The organism is Nocardioides sp. Soil805, from assembly GCF_001429625.1.
In the GTDB taxonomy this organism is placed as follows: Bacteria; Actinomycetota; Actinomycetes; order Propionibacteriales; family Nocardioidaceae; genus Nocardioides.
In genome coordinates this window covers 374,483-393,609 of record NZ_LMSU01000003.1, presented here as the reverse complement: position 1 = coordinate 393,609, position 19,127 = coordinate 374,483, and the positions used below count along the sequence as shown (strand labels likewise).

Below are 19,127 nucleotides of genomic sequence, written 5' to 3'. Positions count from 1 at the left end.
GTGATGGGCCGCGACGAGCGCCAGCACGAGCGCACCCAGCGGGTCACCCGCGACCGGGTGCTGTCGGGCGGCGCGCCGGTCGAGGAGGCCCGTCCCGAGATCAGCGCCTCGTGGCGCCGGGTCCGCGCCGGCGGGCTGGCCCCGGGCGCCGAGCCGGCCGTCGCCCCGCTGAGCGAGGGAGAGGTCGAGTCCCGACGCGCCTCGAGCGCGCTGGGGCCGCTGCTGCCGAGCATCACGTCCTCGCTGTCCCCCGTCGTCGACGACGGCCTGCTGGTCGTGGTGACCGACACCGACGGCCGGGTCCTGTGGCGCCGCGGGCGCAGCGGCGTACGACGCCTCGCCGACCGCCTCGGGTTCGTCCAGGGCTCCGCGTGGACCGAGGCCAACGTCGGCACCAACGCCATCGGCACCTGCCTGGTCGTGGGCGAGCCGGTGCACATCCACGGCCCCGAGCACTACGTCGAGTCCCACACCCGCTGGAGCTGTGCGGCGTCCCCGGTCCTCGACCCGTGGACCGGGTCGACGCTCGGTGCCGTCGACATCAGCGGTCCGGCGTACGCCGTCCAGCGCTCCGTGCTCGCCCTGGTCGGGGTGACCGCCCGGCTCGCCGCCGCGGAGGTGCGCAGCGAGCACGCCGCCTCGCTCGGACGGCTCCGGGCGTACGCCGCCCCCGTGGTGGCCCGGGTCGGCGGCCGGGCGCTGGCGGTCGACCCCAGCGGGCACGTCGCCGCCGTCACCGGCCTCACCGCCCCGGAGCGGTTGCTCCTCCCGGCCGACCTGTCGTCTGCGTCCACCTGGCTCCCGGCGCTCGGCACGGTGAGCGTCGAGCCGCTGCCGGGCGGCTGGCTGGTGCGGCTCGGCGAGGAGCACCCGACGGCCAGCGAGCTGGTGCTGGACCTCCGGGGCCGCGCCGAGCTGCGGGTCCGCACCTCGAGCCACGCGTGGCAGCACCACCCCAGCCCCCGGCACACCGAGATCCTCCTCGCGCTGGTCCGCGCGCCCGAGGGTCGCACCGCCGCCCAGCTGGCCGGCGACCTGTTCGCCGACCCCGGACGCGTGGTCACGGTCCGCGCCGAGATGTCGCGGCTGCGCCGCACGCTGGGACCGATCCTGCAGGCGAGGCCCTACCGGATCGCCGCCTCGGTGCGCACCACCGTGCTGCTGCCGCAGGAGTCCAGCGCGGCGGTGGTCGCTCCGGGCTAGGCCGCGGCTCCGCTACCCTCAGCCGTCGTGGACGACTTCACTGACCTCATCACCGCCAACCAGGCCTTCGCCGACACCTTCGAGCTCGGCGGCTTCGACGGCGTCGCGCACGCCGGCGTGGCGATCGTGACGTGCATGGACAGCCGGATCGACCCGTTGCGCATGCTGGGGCTCCAGCACGGCGACGCCAAGATCTTCCGCAACCCGGGGGGCCGGGTGACCAACGCCGCCCTCGAGGCCCTCGTGCTGGGCGTGCACCTGCTCGGCGTCGAGCGCGTGCTCGTCGTGCCGCACACCCGCTGTGCGATGTCCTCCAGCACCGAGGCGGAGCTGCGCGAGCGGATCGGCGCGTCGGCCGGCGTCGACGCCTCCTGGCAGCAGTTCCACGTGGTCCCCGACCAGGTGGCCGCCCTCGAGGAGGACGTGCAGAAGGTGCGCTCGCACCCGCTCATCCCCGGCAGCGTCAAGGTCGGCGGGTTCCTGTACCACGTGGACACCGGGCTGCTCGAGCAGAAGTTCTGATGGGCGACGCCGAGGTCGCCGCGACCGGCCTGGCCGTCGCGGCCGCCGCCGCCTCCGCGCTGGTGTGGTGGATGACCCGGGAGGCCGCTGCGGGACGCATCCCGCGCAACCGGTCCCTGGGCATCCGGACCCGTCGTACGCTCGCGTCCGACGAGGGCTGGGTGCTCGGCCACGAGGTCGCGCTCCCCTGGACGCGCTACGGCCGGTACGCCGCCGGCGTGGTCGCCGTCGCCGCCCTCGTCGCCGTCGGTGCCGACCGGGCGGTGCCGTTGGGGATCGCCCTCGGCCTCGCGGGCATGGCGGTCGTCCTGGCGTCCTGCCTGGGCGCGGTGCTGGCCATCAACCGCGCCCTGCCGGACTGAGCGGGCTCAGGGCCGTTCGTCGTCGTGCCGTGCGCGCTGGCGCCGGATGACCTCGGACACCTGGGCGCCCGCAGCGGCGTGGTGAAGGGACCTGTCAGCGTCCTGGACCCCGTGCGACACGGCGAGCCGGATGATCCAGTACAGGGCGACGACCGCCACGGCGGCGACCAGGATGAGCACCAGGAACGACTCCATGGCCGCAACCTAGCCAGTCCTCCCGTGCCCGGCGAGCCGACGCGCGATCAGCGGCGTCGTCCGTCGCCCCGGATCGACTGAAGTCCCACGCACCTGCGGGATCTTCACCCGCCCTGGCCGCCCCGTGGGCCGCACTTCCGCGCGTATGCGTGGAAGCTCAGGAACCGCCAGGTGTGCCGGACTCACCGGGAACGACGACGACCTGGTGCTGGTCCTCGTAGACCACCCGGCCCGGGTCGTCGGACTCCACCCGCTCCCAGGCCACACCGTGCCTGTCGAGGATGTCGAGATGCCCCCGAGTCGCCTCGACCAGGTGGTCCGCGGCCGGCACCTTGAACCACGCCACGGCCCGCGGGTTGACCTCGCGGTCGTAGACCAGCCGGTCGACCGTCGACGGGTCCGTGTAGGCGGCGTCGAACCACCGGTTCATCCGCACGCGGTGGGCCTCGTCGGCTGAGCAGAGGTCCCCGCCCCGTCCCAGCACGTTGACGAGCCCGAAGACGCCGACGTGGATGCCACGCGGCGACGGCTCCGGGCTCTGGAACCGGACGAAGCGGCTCACGCGTCGAGCGTCTCCATGTCGACGTCGTAGGCGCCCTGCACGATGAACTCCTTGCGCGGTGCGACGTCGGAGCCCATCAGCAGCTCGAAGACGTGGGCGGAGACCTCGGCGTCGTCGACGGTGAGGCGCCGCAGGGTGCGGTGGCGCGGGTCCATGGTGGTCTCGGCCAGCTGGTCGGCGTCCATCTCGCCGAGGCCCTTGTAGCGCTGAACCGGGTCCTTCCAGCGCACGTTCTTCTTCTTCAGCTCGGCCAGCTTCCGCTGCAGCTCGTCGTCGGAGTAGGTGTAGACGTACTTCGCCATCCCCTTCTTGGGGTTGGAGATCTCGATGCGGTGCAACGGCGGGACGGCGGTGAAGACGCGCCCCGCGGTGATCAGCTCGGGCATGTACTTGAAGAACAGCGTCGCCAGCAGGCAGCGGATGTGGGCGCCGTCGGAGTCGGCGTCGGCCATGAAGATGATCCGGCCGTAGCGCGTCGCGTCGAGGTCGAAGGTCCGGCCCGAGCCCGCGCCGACGACCTGGATGATCGAGGCGCACTCGGCGTTCTTGAGCATGTCCCCGACCGAGGCCTTCTGGACGTTGAGGATCTTGCCCCGGATCGGCAGCAGCGCCTGGTACTCCGAGTTGCGGGCCAGCTTGGCCGTGCCGAGCGCGGAGTCACCCTCGACGATGAAGAGCTCGGTGCGCTCGTTGTCACCGGCGCGGCAGTCGGCCAGCTTGGCGGGCAGGGCGGAGGACTCCAGCGCGTTCTTGCGGCGCTGCGTCTCCTTGTGCTGCTTGGCCGCGATCCGGGTCTTGGAGGCCCCGACGACCTTCTCCATCACCAGCTTGGCCTGGGCCTTCTCGGCCCGCTTGGTGGAGGTGAGGAACGCCTTGAGCTCGGCGGCCACGACCTTGCGCACGACGGTGCGCGCGGCCGGGGTGCCCAGGATCTCCTTGGTCTGGCCCTCGAACTGCGGCTCGGCGAGCCGCACCGTGACGACCGCGGTCATGCCCTCCAGGACGTCGTCCTTGATGACGTTGTCGTCGTTGACCTTCAGGACCTTGGCGGAGCGCATCACGTCGTTGAAGGTCGCGGTCACCGCCTGCTCGAAGCCGCTGAGGTGGGTGCCGCCCTTGGGCGTGGCGATGACGTTGACGTAGGAGCGGACCTGGGTGTCGTAGGTCTGCGACCAGCGCAGCGCCACGTCGACCATCAGCTCGCGCTCGACCTCCTGCGGCGTCATGTGGCCCTGGTCGTCGAGCAGGGGCACCGTCTCGGTGAAGGTGTCGCTGCCCTGGAGCCGCAGGATGTCGGTGACCGGCTCGCCCGCCGAGAGGTAGTCGGCGAACTCCGAGATGCCGCCCTCGTGGAGGAACTTCTCCTCCACCAGCTCCGGCCCCCGGAGGTCGCGGATCACCAGCTCGAGGCCCGGGACGATGTACGACGTCTGCCGCGCGCGCCCCAGGAGGCCCTCGAACTCGACGGTGGCGTCCTTGGTGAAGATCTGCCGGTCCGGCCAGAAGTGGATCCGGGTGCCGGTCTTGCCCTTGGCCACCCGCTTGCCCTTGCGGGACATGCCCGAGCCGGGGGTGAACGCCGCCTGGGGGCCGTCGCCGTCGAAGGTGCCCGGGACGCCGCGCTGGAAGGAGATGCCCTGCTGCGAGGGCGAGCGGTCCACGTCGATGTCCATGCGCGAGGAGAGCGCGTTGACCACCGAGAGGCCGACACCGTGCAGGCCGCCCGTCGCGACGTACGAGCCGCCGCCGAACTTGCCGCCGGCGTGCAGCTTGGTGGCGACCACCTCGACGCCCGGGAGCCCGGTCTTGGGCTCCTTGTCGGTGGGGATGCCGCGACCGTCGTCGTGGACCTCCACAGACCCGTCGGGGTGCAGGGTCACCTCGACGCGGTGCGCGACGCCCGCGAGGGCCTCGTCGACGCCGTTGTCGATGATCTCCCACAGGCAGTGCATGAGGCCGCGGGTGTCGGTGGACCCGATGTACATGCCGGGCCGCTTGCGCACCGCCTCCAGTCCCTCGAGGACGAGGAGGTGTGCTGCGTTGTAGGTGTTGTCCGCCGGTGCTGCCACAAGGGAAGAACCTACCCGCGACACGCCGTACGGCGGCGGAGGGCACGCTGCCACGCAACCGTGAGGGGCACGACTAGCGTCCTACCTCACACAGGCAGTACGCACGGAACATCCGTCGGATCACCGATCCGCTCGTCCCACGGTGACGAACAACCACCACGGGCCAGCCGCATCAGTGCAAGGATGGGTGGGTCAGTACCGAACCACCGTCGGGGAATCTTTTCCCCGGGGGCTACGTTGGGCCAGACACCGATGGAGAGAAATGAGGCCGATGTGACCACTGCCATTGCCCCCCAGCCCGCCGCCCTGACGGCAGGCGACCGCTGCGACCGCTGCGGTGCCCAGGCTTACCTGCGGGTGGAGCTCCAGACCGGTGGCGAGCTGCTGTTCTGCGCCCACCACGCCCGGGAGCACGGCGACAAGCTCCGGGAGGTGGCCTCGACCGTGCAGGACGAGACCCACAAGCTCTCGGCGACGCCCGCAGCCACCGAGGACTGAGCACCCCTACCCCAGACCACCACAGCGGCCCCGGACTCCTTGTCCGGGGCCGCTCCTCATTTACCCGACGCCCGATCTCGCACGCGCCCGGCGGCACCCCGGCCGACGGTGCGGCCGGCTGTGGAAGGCTCCGCACATGACCCCCCTCGAAGTCCTGATCGCGCTCCTGATCGCTGTCGGCGTCGTCGGCATCGTGGTGCCCGTGCTGCCCGGCTCGATCCTGGTCCTCGGCGCCATCCTGGTCTGGGCCAGCGAGGTCGGCACCCCCCGCGCCTGGACCGTGTTCGCGGTCGCGGCGACGTTCCTGGCGGCGGGCGCGGTGGTGAAGTACGTCCTGCCCGGTCGCCGCCTCCAGGAGGCCGGCGTCCCCCGCTCGACGCTGCTGGCGGGCGCGCTCCTGGGCTTCGTCGGCTTCTTCGTCGTGCCGGTGGTCGGGCTCATCGTGGGCTTCGTGCTCGGGGTCTACCTCTCGGAGCGGCACCGGCTCGGGGCGCGGGCCGCGTGGCCGGCCACGACCCACGCCCTCAAGGCGGTGGGCATCTCGATCCTCATCGAGGCCGTCGCGGCGGTCCTGGCGGCCCTGGTGTGGGTCGTGGGCGTCGTGGTGACGCCCTGATGGGCGTGCTCCTGGCGCTCGGCGCCGCCGTCGCCTACGGCCTGTCCGACTTCGTCGGCGGGCTGGCCTCGCGGCGTACGTCGGCATGGTCGGTCGCCTTCGTCGCCGCGCTCGGCTCGCTGCTGGGCGCCGTCGCGCTGGCGCTCGCCGTGCCGGGCGAGGCGACGGGCACCGACCTCGCCTGGGGAGCCCTGGCCGGCATCGGCAGCGGCACCGGCGGCGCCTTCCTCTACCGGGGCTTCGCCGCGGGCCGGATGGGGGTCGTCGCACCGGTCTCCGCCGTGGGCGCCGCGCTCCTGCCGGTGGTGGTGGCGGTGGCCACCGGCGAGCGGCCCGAGGTCCTGGTCTGGGTGGGCATCGCGGCAGCGGTGCCGGGCATCTGGCTGGTCAGCCGCGAGCCCGACTCCGACGGTGGCCTCGCCGACGGACTGGTGGACGGGGTCCTGGCCGGAGCCGGGTTCGGCCTGCTCTTCGCCGCGATGGGCCAGGTGCCCGAGGAGGCGGGGTGGTGGCCCACGGCCCTCGCGCAGGCCGTCGCGCTCGTCGCCGTGGCCCTCACGGCGACCGTGCTGCGTGCCGACTGGCTGCCGCGGCACCGCTCGGACCTGTGGGGCCTGGTGGCGGGGGTCCTGGCCACCGCCGCCGTCGTCTGCTTCCTGCTCGCCACCCAGACCGGGCTGCTCACCATCGCCGCGGTCGTCACCTCGCTGTATCCGGCGGTCACGGTCCTGCTCGCGGCCACCGTGCTGCGCGAGCGCATCCACGGCGCCCAGGGCCTCGGCCTGGCGTGCTGCGGGATCGCGGTCGCCCTCGTCGCCGCCGGCTAGGGGCGGGCGCGAGGACCGGACCGACCGGACCTCAGCTGGGCGCCAGCCAGGTGCCGAAGCGGCGGGTCGCCGGCGCCCAGTCGACGACCGCGTGCACGCCGTCGTACAGGTCGGTCATGAGGACGCTGGCCCGCACCGCCGAGGGGTCCTCGAGGCAGCCGCGGGAGATGCGTACGACGGCCACGTCCTTCGCCCAGCGCAACCGCACCGAGTGCGCGCACTGCAGCGGCGCACCGACGGCCTGCCAGCGGCGCACGTGGGCGAGCTGGTAGTCGGTCCCGTCGTTGAGACCGGTGTTGACGACGTACTCCGGACCACGTCGAGCGCGATCCACGTCGACGTAGGTGGCCAGCCCGGCTTCGTTGCGCCGTCGCAGGTCGTCGAAGTGCACGCGCAGGACGACCTCGGCCCCGGAGTGGCGCACCGTCGTGGACACGATGTCGGTGCGCGACTCGGGGGTCTCGGCGGCGTCCGGGAGCGTCTGGGTGGTCGCCGACGCCGCGGTCGGCAGCAGCACCACACCCACCGCGGCGAGCGCGAGGCCCCACCGCACGGTCGTGTGCATCAACTCGTCCCCCTGAGGATCGCGTGCGAAGGCGTGGTCCTCAGTCGAGGTAGTCGCGCAGGACCTGCGAGCGGCTCGGGTGGCGCAGCTTGGACATCGTCTTGGACTCGATCTGCCGGATGCGCTCGCGCGTCACCCCGTAGACCTTGCCGATCTCGTCGAGCGTCTTGGGCTGGCCGTCGGTGAGGCCGAAGCGCATGCTCACGACGCCCGCCTCGCGCTCGGAGAGCGTGTCGAGGACGGCGTGGAGCTGCTCCTGGAGCAACGTGAACGACACCGCGTCGGCCGGGACGATCGCCTCGGAGTCCTCGATGAGGTCACCGAACTCGGAGTCGCCGTCCTCGCCGAGGGGCGTGTGCAGCGAGATGGGCTCACGCCCGTACTTCTGGACCTCGATGACCTTCTCGGGGGTCATGTCGAGCTCCTTGGCGAGCTCCTCGGGCGTGGGCTCGCGGCCCAGGTCCTGCAGCATCTGCCGCTGGACGCGGGCGAGCTTGTTGATGACCTCGACCATGTGCACCGGGATACGGATGGTGCGGGCCTGGTCGGCCATCGCCCGGGTGATCGCCTGGCGGATCCACCACGTCGCGTAGGTCGAGAACTTGTAGCCCTTGGTGTAGTCGAACTTCTCGACGGCCCGGATGAGGCCGAGGTTGCCCTCCTGGATCAGGTCGAGGAAGAGCATGCCGCGGCCGGTGTAGCGCTTGGCCAGCGAGACGACGAGTCGCAGGTTGGCCTCGAGGAGGTGGTTCTTGGCGCGCCGTCCGTCCTCGGAGATCCACTCGAGCTCCTCGAGCACCTTGGGGGTGATCTTGCCGCCCTTGGCGAGCTTCTCCTCGCTGAAGAGGCCGGCCTCGATCCGCTTGGCGAGCTCGACCTCCATCTCGGCGTTGAGGAGGGGCACCTTGCCGATCTGCTTGAGGTAGTCCTTGACGGGGTCGGCGGTCGCACCGGCGACCATGACCTGCTGCTCGGGCTCGTCGGTGTCGTCGGACGCGGAGACCGTGAAGGCCTGCTTCTCGTCCTCCTTGATCGTCGGGTCGACCTTGACGTCCTTCTCGAACTGCTCGTCCGGGAGGTCGGGCAGCACCTTCTTGCCGTCGGCGCCGACGGTCGCGGGCTGCAGCTCCGTCTCCAGGTCGACGGCGGCGGCCGCCTTCTTGGCGGGCGCCTTCTTGGCGGCGGCCGCCTTGGTCGCCGCAGGCTCGTCGGCCTTGGCCGCCGGCGCCTTCTTGGCGGCGGCCTTGGTCGCCGTCTTCTTCGCCGTGGCGGAGGTCGTGGTCTTGCGGGCGCCGGAGGCGGCCGCGGCGGCGCGCGAGGTCTCGGCGCCGATCTCGACCGAGATGCCCAGGCCGCTCAGGTGGCCCAGCAGGGCCTTGAGGTGGCGGGGCTCGACCTGGGCGTCGTCACTGGCCTGTCGGAGGTCGTGGGTGGTCACGCTGCCAGCGGGGGTACCTCGCTCGATGAGCGAGACGATGGCCGGGTGCGCGAGCACCTCTGCGGGGAGCAACTTGCGTGCGTGCGAGGACACGAACACCTCTCGTCAGAAGACTTCGGGGCGCGGCAAGGCCCGGTTTCGTCAAGTGCCGCACCGTCATTCTGCCACGGCCACCCCCAGGGCCCGAACCTGCGTCCCCCCGGCGCGGTTTCCGGCAAACTTGAGTGGATCCGTACACTTCTGCTCGAGGGGAGTACCTCACCAAGACCACCCGGTCAGTACGGCGCGACAGCTCGCGCCTCGGGTGGGCGCCGGACGTCCACCGTGACGCACGGCGAGGGAGACCTCAGGCCCGGCAGCAACCTGTCCTGAGAGATCTCGAGGAGAACTCCGTGCTCGACTCCATCGCGACCCCGACCCTGTGGTGGGTCACCATCGGCGCCGTCGTCGGCCTGCTGGTCATCGACTTCATCGCCACCCGCAAGCCCCACGAGGTGTCCATGCGGGAGGCGATCGCCTGGTCGGTCTTCTACGTCGCCCTGCCCCTCCTCTTCGGCCTGTACGTCTGGAACGCCCACGGCTCCGACCGCGGCCTGGAGTACTACACGGGCTACCTGGTCGAGAAGACCCTGAGCGTCGACAACCTGTTCGTCTTCATGCTGCTGCTCGCCGCGTTCGCGGTGCCGAAGGCCCTCCAGCAGCGGGTCCTCCTGTACGGCATCGTCGGCGCCCTCGTGCTGCGCGGCATCTTCATCGCCCTGGGGGCCGCGGCCCTCGACCGCTTCGACTGGGTCTTCCTCGTCTTCGGCCTCGTCCTGCTGCTGACCGGCCTCAAGCTGCTGCGCGACGCCGTCTCGGGCCACGACCACGAGATGGACGTCAACGAGATGCGCATCGTGCGCCTCACCCGCCGGGTCATGCCGGTGACCGACGACTACGAGGGCACCCGCCTCGTCGTACGCCGTGAGGGCAGGCGCTGGCTGACGCCCTTCGCGCTCGTCGTGATCGCGGTCTTCGCCACCGACGTCGTCTTCGCCGTCGACTCGGTGCCCGCCGTTTACGGCATCACCGGGGACCCCTACCTCGTGTTCGCCACGAACGCCTTCGCGCTGCTCGGCCTGCGCGCGCTGTACTTCGTGCTGCAGGGGGCGCTGGCCAAGCTGGTGCACCTGTCCTACGGCCTGGCCGCGATCCTGGGCTTCATCGGCGTCAAGCTGGTCCTGCACTGGGCCCACGAGGTCTGGTCCTGGGTGCCGTCGGTGCCGACCCTGGCCTCGCTCGGCGTCATCCTCGCGATCCTGGCCATCACCACCACGACCAGCCTGATCGCGTCCCGCCGGGCGGACGACGAGGCGTCCGGCTCGGAGGACCCCGACCCCGAGCACCCCGGCGCGGAGAAGACCTCGGTCTGACCCGCACGGCCGGTCGGCCGGTCGGGCAGCCAGGTGGCCGGCCCCGCTCAGGCGGGGCCGGCCGCCTTCGCGGCGGCCTTCTTCTGCTTCTTGAAGTCCCGCACCTTCTGCAGCGAGGGGCCGTCCACCACGTCCGCCACGGAACGGTGCCCGTCGAGGGCGTAGTCCCCCACCACGTCCTCCCAGCCCGCGGGACGCACCCCGAGCTGCTTGGCGAGCAGCGCGACGAAGATCTGTGCCTTCTGCTTGCCGAAGCCGGGCAGGGCCATCATCCGGCGCAGCAGGTCCCGGCCGTCGGCGGCCTCGGTCCAGATCCGCGAGGCGTCCCCGTCGTACTCGTCGGTGACGATCCGGGCGAGCTCCTGGAGCTTGGAGGCCATGGAGCCGGGGAAGCGGTGGATGGCCGGCGTCGTCGCCGCCATCGCGGCGAACTCCTCCGGGTCGGCGGCGGCGATCGCCGCGGGATCGAGGGTCCCGAAGCGGTCCATCACCTTGGCCGGTCCGCGGAACGCGTGCTCCATGGGGTACTGCTGGTCGAGCATCATCCCCGCCAGCAGCGCGAAGGGCGAGTCGTCGAGGACCTGGTCGGCGGCGGCGTCGCCGGTGATGTGGAGGGCCATGTCCGCAGTATCCCGCACCGGCACGCCGACCAGCGCCCGATCGGCCAGCGCCCCACCACGCCGGGCACCCGCACGGTCCGGCACCGGCTCACCGCGGGTGCTCGAAGTGGTGGACCTCCGCGTCCGGCCCCGGGTAGACCAGACCCACGTGGCCGGTGTCGGCCCAGCGCACGAGGTACGGCGGGCTGCCGTCCTCGTGCCGCACCTCCAGCACCTCACCGTCGCGCACGGGCTCGTCGACGTGCTGGCTGTGGATGATCAGCCTGTCCCCCACGGCGGCGTACACGGCTGCCCCCTCAGCCCAGCAGCTCGGTGAGCGGGTCGGCCCGGCGATGGGTCAGCGTGTTCATGGTGCGTCCTCCTGGGGTGTGGCTCCCGTGTGGAACCTCTGGTCCGAGTCTTCGCCGCCCACCCGGCCCCTGGGCAGGGCCGGAAGTCACTTGTCGCCAGGGGGGACCTTCGCGGGATGCGAGCGGGACCTTCCGCCCTCGCTCCGGCAGCCGCGGCGACGGAGGCTGGACGTGGCCGAGCACGATCCGAGCGGAGGGAGCACCCACCATGAGCACGAGCATGCAGAGCAAGCAGTGGCACATCGAGCTCTACCTCGTGGAGGACGGGACGACGACCCGGGCCGACGCGGTCCTGCGCACGAGCGCGGGCACCGAGGTGCGTCACTCCGGCGTCGCCCGGCGGAACCCTGCCGATCGTGACGTCCCGGAGATCGGCGAGGAGCTGGCCGCGTGCCGGGCCCTCACCGGGCTGGCCCACGACCTCCTCGAGAGCACCGTGTCGGACGTCGAGGGCAACGTGCACGCCCGCGTCCGTCTCGACGCCTGACCCATGGCCCCTGAGACCGAGGCACCCGCACCCATGGGCCACGAGATCCGGCTCGTCGACCTCCCCCACCGGTCGACGGCGGTCGTCCGCGCCCACGTCATGCCGTCCGGCATGGCGGACTTCTTCGCCAAGGCCTTCGAGGAGGTCCTCGGGGTGCTCGACGCCCAGGGCCTCGCACCGACGGGTCCACCGTTCGCGCGCCACCTGCCCCGGGGCGACGGCTTCGAGGTCACCGCCGGCTTCCCCGTGGACCGCGCCGTCCGACCCTCGGGGCACGTGCTCCCGGACGAGCTCCCCGGCGGACCGGTCGCCACGACGCTGCACACGGGCGCGTACGACGCCGTGGGGGCCGCCTACACGGAGACGACCGACTGGCTCGAGGCCCACGGGCTCACGGCCACGGATGCACCGTGGGAGGCCTACCTCGACGGGCCGGAGGTGCCGCAGCCGCGGACCCAGCTCTTCGTCCCGTGCCGGGCGGAGGCGTGATGTCCAGCACCTCGCTGCGCGAGGGCCCCATCGCCGCGACGGACCTGGTCTCCTCCTACGCCGAGGCGCGGGAGACGCACTCGGCGGTGGTGTTCCTCGTGGGGGAACGCGCCTACAAGCTCAAGAAGTCGGTCGACCTGGGCTTCCTCGACTTCAGCTCGCGCAGCAAGCGGCTCGCCGTGCTGCATCGCGAGCTGGCGCTCAACCGTCGCCTCGCCCCGGACGTCTACCTCGGCATCAGCGAGGTGCTGGACGTGGACGGTCGACCGCTGGACCACCTCCTCGTCATGCGACGGATGCCCGAGCAGCGCCGCCTCACCCACCTCGTCGTCTCCGGCGCCGAGGTCGGTGGCCACCTGACGGCACTGGCGCACCTGATGGCGACGTTCCACAGCCACGCCGGGCGGGGCCCGGACGTCGACGAGAGCGGCACCCGTGACGCCCTGTGGGGACGGTGGCAGGGCAACCTCGACAGGGCCCAGCCGTTCGTCGGCACCCGGCTGGAGGCCGCGGAGGTCGACGCCGTCCGGCGACTCGCGCAGCGGTACCTGGACGGCAGGGCGCCCCTCTTCGAGGACCGGATCCGCCGCTCGGCCATCGTGGACGGGCACGGCGACCTTCTCGCCGAGGACATCTTCTGCCTCAGCGACGGCCCCCGTGTCCTGGACTGCCTGGAGTTCGACGACAGGCTGCGCCACCTCGACCGCATCGACGACATGGCCTGCCTGGCCATGGACCTCGAGCGCCTCGGTGCGCCCGGGGCGGCCGAGGGCCTGCTGGCGGCGTACGCCGCGCTGTCGTCCGACACCGCGCCCGCCTCGCTCGTGCACCACTACATCGGCTACCGCGCCTTCATGCGGGCCATGGTCGCCTGCCTGCCGCACGGCCGGGACACCCGGTCGTCGACCCTCCCGGGACGCCTGCTGGACCTCGCGCAGCGCCACCTCGAGGACGGTCGCGTGTCGCTCATCCTGGTCGGTGGCGCTCCCGGGACGGGCAAGACCACCCTGGCCGGCCGGCTGGCGGAGGACCTCGGCTGCGCCGTGCTGTCCACCGACCTCGTGCGCAAGGAGCTGGCGGGCCTGCCACCGCGGACCCACGCCAGTGCGGCCGCGGGCTGCGGGATCTACACGCCGGCCTGGACCGACCGCACGTACCGCGAGGTGCTGCACCGGGCGGAGGGACTGCTCACCATGGGCCGGACGGTCGTCCTGGACGGGACGTGGGGCGACGCGGACCTGCGCGCCCTCGCGGCGTCCCTGGCCGAGCGCACCTCGAGCGACCTGGTGCAGCTGAGGTGCGACGTGCCGGCCGAGGTCGCGACCCACCGGATCGTCGTACGCGACTCGGTCTCCGACGCCGACCCGGTCATCGCGGCCGGCCTGCGGGAGGCCTTCGACGACTGGCCCGGGTCGGCGCGGGTCGACACGAGGCCCCCGGTGGACCTGGTCGCCGCCCAGGTGCAGCACCGGATCCAGCCCTGGCGCACCACCCGCGCGACCGGACAGACCATGCGTCCGCGTCTCCCGGCGGACTGACGTGCCCGGCGGCGCGGGCACGATGCAGGCCTGGGCGGTCAGCGGCCACCCGGGTGGACCGGGTCGCCTCGTGCGGGCCGAGCGTGGCGTGCCGAGCCCGGTCGGGGACGAGGTGCTGGTGCAGGTCACGGCCTGCGGGGTGTGCCGCACCGACCTGCACCTGGCCGACCTGGAGCTGGCGCCCCGCGCGCCGCTGGTCGTCCCGGGGCACGAGGTCGTGGGACGCGTCGTCGCGCTCGGCCCGTCGGCCGGAGCCCGCTTCGGCCCCGGCGACCGGGTGGGGATCGCGTGGCTGCGGCGCACGTGCGGGAGCTGTCGCGCGTGCCGCCGCGGGAGCGAGAACCTGTGCCGGTCCTCGCAGTACACCGGGTGGGACGCCGACGGCGGCTTCGCGGAGTACGCCGTCGTCCCCGAGGCCTTCGCCTACACGCTGCCCGACGGGTTCACCGACGAGGAGGCCGCTCCCCTGCTCTGCTCCGGCATCATCGGCTACCGCGCCCTGCGGCGTGCGGCGCTGCCTCCCGGTGGACGGCTGGGCATCTACGGGTTCGGGGCGAGCGCACACCTGACCGCCCAGCTCGCCGTGGCCCAGGGGGCGGAGGTGCACGTGCTGACCCGCGACCGGGCCGCCCGCGAGCTCGCCGCCGACCTCGGGGCGGCCTCGGTGGGTCCGGCCGACGGACGTCCGCCCGTGCCACTCGACTCGGCGATCCTCTTCGCCCCGGTGGGTGGGCTGGTGCCCACGGCGCTGGCCGCGCTGGACCAGGGCGGCACCCTGGCCGTGGCCGGCATCCACCTCACCGACATACCGGCCCTGGACTACCAGGAACACCTCTTCCGGGAGCGCACCCTCACCAGCGTCACCGCCAACACGCGGGCCGACGGCGAGGAGCTGCTGCGCCTGGCCGGGCGGCTCGACCTGCGACCGCGGGTGACGGCGTACCCCCTCGACCGTGTCGACATGGCGCTCGGCGACCTCGCTGGCGGTGCGGTCACGGGCGCGGCCGTGGTCCGCGTCGGGTGAGCCCGACCGGACCCGCGCGTCGACCGGATACGGCTCCCGCGAGCCCCGGCGTGGCTAGCATCAGGACGGTGTCCACACCATCCCAGCCCGTCGGACCCGAGCGCACGGGCCGGCCCACCCTGGAGCAGGTGGCCGCCCGTGCCGGCGTCTCCCGCGCCACGGTCTCGCGCGTCGTCAACCGGACCGCATCGGTGGACCCCCACCTCGTGGACGTCGTCTCCCGGGCGATCCGGGAGCTCGACTACGTCCCCAACCAGGCCGCCCGGGCCCTGATGACCCGCCGCTCCAGCACGGTCGCCCTCGTGGCCGCCGAGTCCGAGGCGCGCTTCTTCGGCGACCCCTTCTTCGCGGGCATCGTGCGCGGCGCCAGCCAGGAGCTGTCGGACGCCGGCATGCACCTGGTCATCTCGATGGCACGCAGCGCCGACGACCTCGACCGGGTCGGGAGCTTCGTCCGGGGCGGGCACGTGGACGGCGTCCTGGTCATCTCCGAGCACGACAGCGTCGACGTCCTCGGGCACCTCGGGCAGGCGGGGGTCCCCGTCGTGATGGGCGGCCGCCCCCTCTCCGACCACCCCGAGGTCGCGTACGTCGACCACGACAACCGGGCGGGCGGGGCCCTGGCCGCCCGGCGGCTCCGGGAGGTCGGGCGCACCCGGGTCGGCACGATCGCCGGTCCCCAGGACATGTCGGCAGGCGTGGACCGGCTGGCCGGCTTCCGTGACGAGCTCGGCCGGGACTTCGACCCGCTGCTCGTGGCCGAGGGCGACTTCACCACCGCGAGCGGGGCCGAGGCGGTCGACGCGCTGCTCGAGCAGCACCCGGACGTGGACGCCCTCTTCGTGGCCTCCGACGCCATGGCCCTCGGAGCCATCAGCCGGCTGCGGGACCGGGGACGTCGCGTCCCCGAGGACGTCGCCGTGGTGGGCTTCGACGACGCCGACGTCGCGGCGGTCGCGTCACCACCCCTCACCACGGTCCGTCAGCGCACCACCGTCCAGGGACGCCTGATGGCCCAGCTCCTGCTGCTGCGCCTCGGGTTGCCCGTGGCCCGGCCGCTGCCCGAGATCGCGGCGGACCCCGAGGCGCGCCGCGTGGTGCTCGACGTCGACCTCGTGGTCCGGTCGACGGCCTGACCCCACGCACCACCGCGGGGACAGGCCGCCGTCCCGGCTACGGGTAGGTCACCACGTAGCTGGGGTCCTCGTAGCCGTCCGGGTCCCCGGGGTCGGCGATGCCGTCGACCGGGGCGCCCACCCCGTTGACCACGGCCTCGATCGTGCCCGGGCCGCTGAGGTTCTTGGTCATCACGTGCGTGAGGCGGATGCCCGGCCTGGTCGGCACCTCGTAGCCGTTGGCCGTGACGATGTCGGGGTTGTTGCGGTTGTAGACGTAGACACCCCCGCCCCACAGCTGGTGCTGCTGGACGCGGTCGCCGACCTTGTACGCCGCCCAGCCCAGGGTGCCGTCGGGGGTCGTCCAGTCCGACTGCGTGGGCGGGTCGTAGGGCAGCTCGTTCTGGTAGAGCACCACGCGTCCCCGCTCGCCGTTCCAGACGGTGTTGTGCTGCTGGAAGTGCTCCACGAACAGCCCTGTGGCGGTGACGTCGTCGCCCTCGACGACGACCCCGGTGCGCCCGACGTTGGTCCGCCACCGCTCGTTGTCGCCGAGGAAGCCGTCGGTGAGGTCGAAGTCCTCGATGCCGTGGTCGGCGCGCCACACCCAGGTGTGGTCGATCAGGACGTGGTCGCTGTTGACCTCGAGGGCCACGTCGGCCCGGCCGACGTGGGGGCCACCGACGCGGAAGTACACGTCGCTGAGGGTGGTGGGGTTGCGCGGGTCGGACAGGCGCTCCCCGGCGCGGCCGTGCGGGTTGCCGACCCGCATCAGCGTCGCGGACTCCACCGTGCCGGCGTCGACGGTCACCCCGGCCACGACGATGCCGGGGCGGTCGGCCAGCTCCAGCGGCGTGGCGCCACCCACCGCCGTCAGGGTCGCCTGGCCCATCCCCAGCACCACGGTGTCGGGGCGCTTGACCGCGATGCTGCGGTCGACGTCGTACACACCGGGCGTCAGCAGCAGGTGCTGGCCCCGGGCGAGCGCACGGTTGATCTCCCCGACCGGGTCACCCGGCGCGACGACGTGGAAGCGGCTGAGCGGGACGGTGCGCCCGGCGGTCGGCCCGTCGGCCCAGCTGGTGCCCCGCGAGGACTGCTGGGCGCTGGGCACCCGCACGTTCCAGGTGCCGTCGTCGTCCACGAACAGGTAGGGCTTCTCGCGGCTGAGCGGCGTGCGGTCGAGCGTCGTGTACGGCGGATCGGGGTAGGCGCCGTCCGCCGGGGCGCCGACCACGCCCGCGAACACCTGGTTCCACACGGCGTTGGTCCACTCGCCGACCTCGCTGTTGCGGGTGATCCACTGCTGCTGGGATCCGTTGATGACCGTCCCGGCCCGCGAGTCGGCGATGAAGCCACCACTGGCGAACGAGGGTCCCGAGCAGTAGTCCATCAGCGTGAGGCCGCCGCCCCTCACGTCCACGCGTCGCATGGAGACGGCCTGGGAGACCGCCCAGAAGTTGTTGCCACCACGGCAGCCGTCCTGTCCCGCGGCGTTGACGTCGATGGTCAGGTTGGACACGCTGCGCCAGAAGTTGTTGAGCGCGAAGCACTCCGCGCCCTCGCTGCCGACCTCGGCCGGATCGCCCGCCGCGTCGAAGCAGCGGTTGTAGACCTCGACCTTGCCGTTGATCCGGACGTCGGACGGCGAGGCCCCCAGGCCGGCGACCTCGGTGTAGTAGCCGACCTTGATCTGCAGCGGCTCCTCGGCCGTGCCGTAGGTCCCGGGCAGGAAGAGCAGGCTGTAGCGGTCGCTACCCATCTCGTTGTCGACCTGTCGTGCGTGGATCGCGTCCGCGGCCGCCTGGATCTCGCTGGTCGGCATCGTGGGGTCGAAGACGGTGACGCGGTCGCCGAGGTCGGGCGCGGCGGCCGGGCCGGAGGCGCCGGGCGCCGGGGGTGCGGAAGACGGGGCTGCGGACGCGGCGGCGGTGGCCGACGTGGCGGCCAGGGACGCCAGCGCGAGGCCGACGCTCCAGGCCAGCACGAGTCCGACGATCCGCGCGAGGGGGGAGGCCACAGGGGGCATGGGGGCACACCTTTCGAGAGCGGCTGCGCTGAGAGAGCGCTCTCTCAGCCACCAGAGCAAAGCACGCCGAACCTCGTTGCACAAGGGTCCGGCGTGCTCCGGTCAGGCCCGTGCCGACCTCGGTCGACACGGCGGCCCGGTCAGTCGGCCTTGACCGCCAGCACCGGGCAGTGGGCGTCGAGCAGGATGCGCTGCGCGTTGCTGCCCAGGATCAGCTTGCCGACCGGCGAGCGACGGCGCAGGCCGATCACCAGGAGCTCGGCGGAGTTGGCCTCGGCGATGCTGATGAGGTCCTCGGCCGGCTCGAAGCCACGCACGAGCTGGCGGATGTCGTACTCGAGGCCGGACTCGTCGAGCGTCTTGCGGACGTTGTCCATCTCGCCCTCGGCGGCGTGCGCCCGGTCCTGGTCGTAGTCGTGCCCACCGCGGTGGGAGTTGACCACCACGAGCTTGCTGCCGCGCAGCCTCGCCTCGGACATGGCGGTCGCGAGGGCGGCCTCGCCCTCCGGCTTGGGGACGTATCCGACGACGACGGTGCCCATGGCGCCTCCTTCTGCAGACCGGTCGCGCATCGGTGCGCGAGGGGTGCAGGCACCGTACCCAATCCGGACCGCGAGCGGGAGCCTGTGGACGACGACGCGCACGCGGGATCCCGGGCGGGGCAGGCTGTGCCCATGCCGGTGCTCGCCCCGATCCCACGCGCGACGCACGTCGCGCTGCGTGCCGCGGTCCTGGACTTCCGGGAGACCGACCACCGGCGGCGACCCCCGCCGACCGTGCACGTCGGGCTGCCGGGCCGCCATGCGGTGCGGTTCGTCCACGAGCCGGGCGCCGTCGTGGGCGCGGCCCTGGCGGCCGACGTGGTCGGGGCCCTGCTGCAACGCTCCCGGCGCGAGCTCGGCGCGCTCCTCGGCAGGACTCCCCCGGTCCCCCTGGTGTGGCTGACCCGCTCCGGCACGACGGCCGGGCACGACGCGGACGTGCTGTGGTCGGCGGCGACCCGCGCGGCGTACGCCGAGGCGGGCCTGGTCGCCACCTTCGTCGTGGTCACCCGCGACGGGTGGCTCGACCCAGTGACGGGGGTCCGCCGCGAGTGGCGTCGGCTGCGGCGTCGCTCGGGTGCTCCTCCCCCGCGGACCTGAGCCGACGGCCCCGGGGCGGCGACGGCCTGGGTCCTCGGCGGCCGCCCGGCGGTCGGATGGACGA

General features: G+C 72.8%; 22 protein-coding genes. 13 read left to right on the top strand and 9 right to left on the bottom strand.

Annotated features, from left to right (window positions below; translation table 11 throughout):
• Nucleotides 1–3: 3 nt before the first annotated feature.
• Genes ASG94_RS16780 through ASG94_RS16770 form a run of 3 tightly spaced genes read left to right on the top strand, consistent with a single transcriptional unit; the run spans nt 4 to nt 2,087 of the window.
• Nucleotides 4–1,203 carry a GAF domain-containing protein gene (locus tag ASG94_RS16780; RefSeq protein WP_056927608.1) on the top strand — a complete coding sequence of 400 codons (1,200 nt, stop codon included), beginning with the start codon at nt 4–6 and terminating at the stop codon, nt 1,201–1,203.
• Nucleotides 1,204–1,230: 27 nt separating this feature from the next.
• The gene (locus ASG94_RS16775) at nt 1,231–1,725 is read left to right on the top strand and encodes a beta-class carbonic anhydrase (protein WP_056927607.1); all 495 of its coding nucleotides are present in this window, start codon (nt 1,231–1,233) and stop codon (nt 1,723–1,725) included.
• The gene (locus ASG94_RS16770) at nt 1,725–2,087 is read left to right on the top strand and encodes an SdpI family protein (protein WP_056927606.1); all 363 of its coding nucleotides are present in this window, start codon (nt 1,725–1,727) and stop codon (nt 2,085–2,087) included. The genes ASG94_RS16775 and ASG94_RS16770 overlap by 1 nt, the downstream gene beginning before the upstream one ends.
• Nucleotides 2,088–2,093: 6 nt before the next feature.
• On the opposite strand, the gene ASG94_RS16765 is transcribed toward ASG94_RS16770, so the two are convergent.
• From ASG94_RS16765 to ASG94_RS16755, 3 genes are all read right to left on the bottom strand, one after another.
• Complete coding sequence (locus ASG94_RS16765) at nt 2,094–2,282, bottom strand: hypothetical protein (protein ID WP_056927605.1); 189 nt, start codon at nt 2,280–2,282, stop codon at nt 2,094–2,096.
• Between the two features lie 157 nt (nt 2,283–2,439).
• Nucleotides 2,440–2,844, bottom strand: a complete 405-nt coding sequence (locus tag ASG94_RS16760) for a hypothetical protein (RefSeq protein WP_056927604.1) — start codon at nt 2,842–2,844, stop codon at nt 2,440–2,442.
• Nucleotides 2,841–4,913 (bottom strand): DNA gyrase/topoisomerase IV subunit B, encoded by a 2,073-nt coding sequence (locus ASG94_RS16755; protein ID WP_235537303.1) that lies wholly within the window; start codon nt 4,911–4,913, stop codon nt 2,841–2,843. The genes ASG94_RS16760 and ASG94_RS16755 overlap by 4 nt, the downstream gene beginning before the upstream one ends.
• Before the next feature lie 252 nt (nt 4,914–5,165).
• Here ASG94_RS16755 and ASG94_RS16750 point away from each other — a divergent pair, with 252 nt between their 5' ends.
• The 3 genes from ASG94_RS16750 to ASG94_RS16740 all read left to right on the top strand — a co-directional run bounded on the left by ASG94_RS16750 (nt 5,166) and on the right by ASG94_RS16740 (nt 6,854).
• Nucleotides 5,166–5,411 carry a DUF7455 domain-containing protein gene (locus ASG94_RS16750; protein WP_200958158.1) on the top strand — a complete coding sequence of 82 codons (246 nt, stop codon included), beginning with the start codon at nt 5,166–5,168 and terminating at the stop codon, nt 5,409–5,411.
• Between the two features lie 136 nt (nt 5,412–5,547).
• Nucleotides 5,548–6,027, top strand: a complete 480-nt coding sequence (locus tag ASG94_RS16745) for a DUF456 domain-containing protein (protein WP_056927601.1) — start codon at nt 5,548–5,550, stop codon at nt 6,025–6,027.
• Nucleotides 6,027–6,854 (top strand): DMT family transporter, encoded by an 828-nt coding sequence (locus tag ASG94_RS16740; protein ID WP_056927600.1) that lies wholly within the window; start codon nt 6,027–6,029, stop codon nt 6,852–6,854. The genes ASG94_RS16745 and ASG94_RS16740 overlap by 1 nt, the downstream gene beginning before the upstream one ends.
• 31 nt (nt 6,855–6,885) lie before the next feature.
• Here the strand turns inward: ASG94_RS16740 and ASG94_RS16735 are convergent, their stop codons facing one another.
• On the bottom strand, nt 6,886–7,419 hold the full coding sequence (locus tag ASG94_RS16735; protein ID WP_056927599.1) for a hypothetical protein: 534 nt from the start codon (nt 7,417–7,419) through the stop codon (nt 6,886–6,888).
• Between the two features lie 40 nt (nt 7,420–7,459).
• Nucleotides 7,460–8,956 (bottom strand): RNA polymerase sigma factor, encoded by a 1,497-nt coding sequence (locus tag ASG94_RS16730; RefSeq protein WP_156411645.1) that lies wholly within the window; start codon nt 8,954–8,956, stop codon nt 7,460–7,462.
• Between the two features lie 293 nt (nt 8,957–9,249).
• On the opposite strand from ASG94_RS16730, the gene ASG94_RS16725 reads away from it, so the two are divergent.
• Nucleotides 9,250–10,269: a TerC/Alx family metal homeostasis membrane protein gene (locus ASG94_RS16725; protein ID WP_200958157.1), complete on the top strand. Its 1,020-nt coding sequence runs from the start codon at nt 9,250–9,252 to the stop codon at nt 10,267–10,269.
• A 47-nt stretch (nt 10,270–10,316) separates the two neighbouring features.
• Here the strand turns inward: ASG94_RS16725 and ASG94_RS16720 are convergent, their stop codons facing one another.
• Together ASG94_RS16720 and ASG94_RS16715 are read right to left on the bottom strand one after the other, a co-directional pair.
• Nucleotides 10,317–10,889, bottom strand: coding sequence for an HhH-GPD-type base excision DNA repair protein (locus tag ASG94_RS16720; protein WP_056927598.1), 573 nt, complete (start codon nt 10,887–10,889; stop codon nt 10,317–10,319).
• An 88-nt stretch (nt 10,890–10,977) separates the two neighbouring features.
• Nucleotides 10,978–11,175 (bottom strand): DUF1918 domain-containing protein, encoded by a 198-nt coding sequence (locus ASG94_RS16715; RefSeq protein ID WP_056927597.1) that lies wholly within the window; start codon nt 11,173–11,175, stop codon nt 10,978–10,980.
• 272 nt (nt 11,176–11,447) lie between these two features.
• Between ASG94_RS16715 and ASG94_RS16710 the strand changes: the two genes are divergently transcribed.
• The 5 genes from ASG94_RS16710 to ASG94_RS16690 all read left to right on the top strand — a co-directional run bounded on the left by ASG94_RS16710 (nt 11,448) and on the right by ASG94_RS16690 (nt 15,913).
• Nucleotides 11,448–11,726: a DUF1876 domain-containing protein gene (locus ASG94_RS16710; protein WP_200958156.1), complete on the top strand. Its 279-nt coding sequence runs from the start codon at nt 11,448–11,450 to the stop codon at nt 11,724–11,726.
• 3 nt (nt 11,727–11,729) lie between these two features.
• Nucleotides 11,730–12,215, top strand: coding sequence for a GyrI-like domain-containing protein (locus ASG94_RS16705; protein ID WP_056927595.1), 486 nt, complete (start codon nt 11,730–11,732; stop codon nt 12,213–12,215).
• Nucleotides 12,215–13,753, top strand: a complete 1,539-nt coding sequence (locus ASG94_RS16700) for a bifunctional aminoglycoside phosphotransferase/ATP-binding protein (protein WP_082624309.1) — start codon at nt 12,215–12,217, stop codon at nt 13,751–13,753. The genes ASG94_RS16705 and ASG94_RS16700 overlap by 1 nt, the downstream gene beginning before the upstream one ends.
• 1 nt (nt 13,754) lies before the next feature.
• Nucleotides 13,755–14,777, top strand: a complete 1,023-nt coding sequence (locus ASG94_RS16695; RefSeq protein WP_235537302.1) for a zinc-dependent alcohol dehydrogenase family protein — start codon at nt 13,755–13,757, stop codon at nt 14,775–14,777.
• Nucleotides 14,778–14,845: 68 nt separating this feature from the next.
• Entirely contained in the window at nt 14,846–15,913 is a 1,068-nt protein-coding gene (locus tag ASG94_RS16690) for a LacI family DNA-binding transcriptional regulator (RefSeq protein WP_056927594.1), read from the top strand.
• Between the two features lie 37 nt (nt 15,914–15,950).
• On the opposite strand, the gene ASG94_RS16685 is transcribed toward ASG94_RS16690, so the two are convergent.
• Nucleotides 15,951–17,921 (bottom strand): glycosyl hydrolase family 28-related protein, encoded by a 1,971-nt coding sequence (locus tag ASG94_RS16685; RefSeq protein ID WP_200958155.1) that lies wholly within the window; start codon nt 17,919–17,921, stop codon nt 15,951–15,953.
• Nucleotides 17,922–18,061: 140 nt separating this feature from the next.
• Nucleotides 18,062–18,463: a universal stress protein gene (locus ASG94_RS16680; protein ID WP_056927593.1), complete on the bottom strand. Its 402-nt coding sequence runs from the start codon at nt 18,461–18,463 to the stop codon at nt 18,062–18,064.
• A gap of 132 nt (nt 18,464–18,595) precedes the next feature.
• Between ASG94_RS16680 and ASG94_RS16675 the strand changes: the two genes are divergently transcribed.
• Nucleotides 18,596–19,063 carry a hypothetical protein gene (locus tag ASG94_RS16675; protein ID WP_056927742.1) on the top strand — a complete coding sequence of 156 codons (468 nt, stop codon included), beginning with the start codon at nt 18,596–18,598 and terminating at the stop codon, nt 19,061–19,063.
• Nucleotides 19,064–19,127 lie beyond the last annotated feature (64 nt).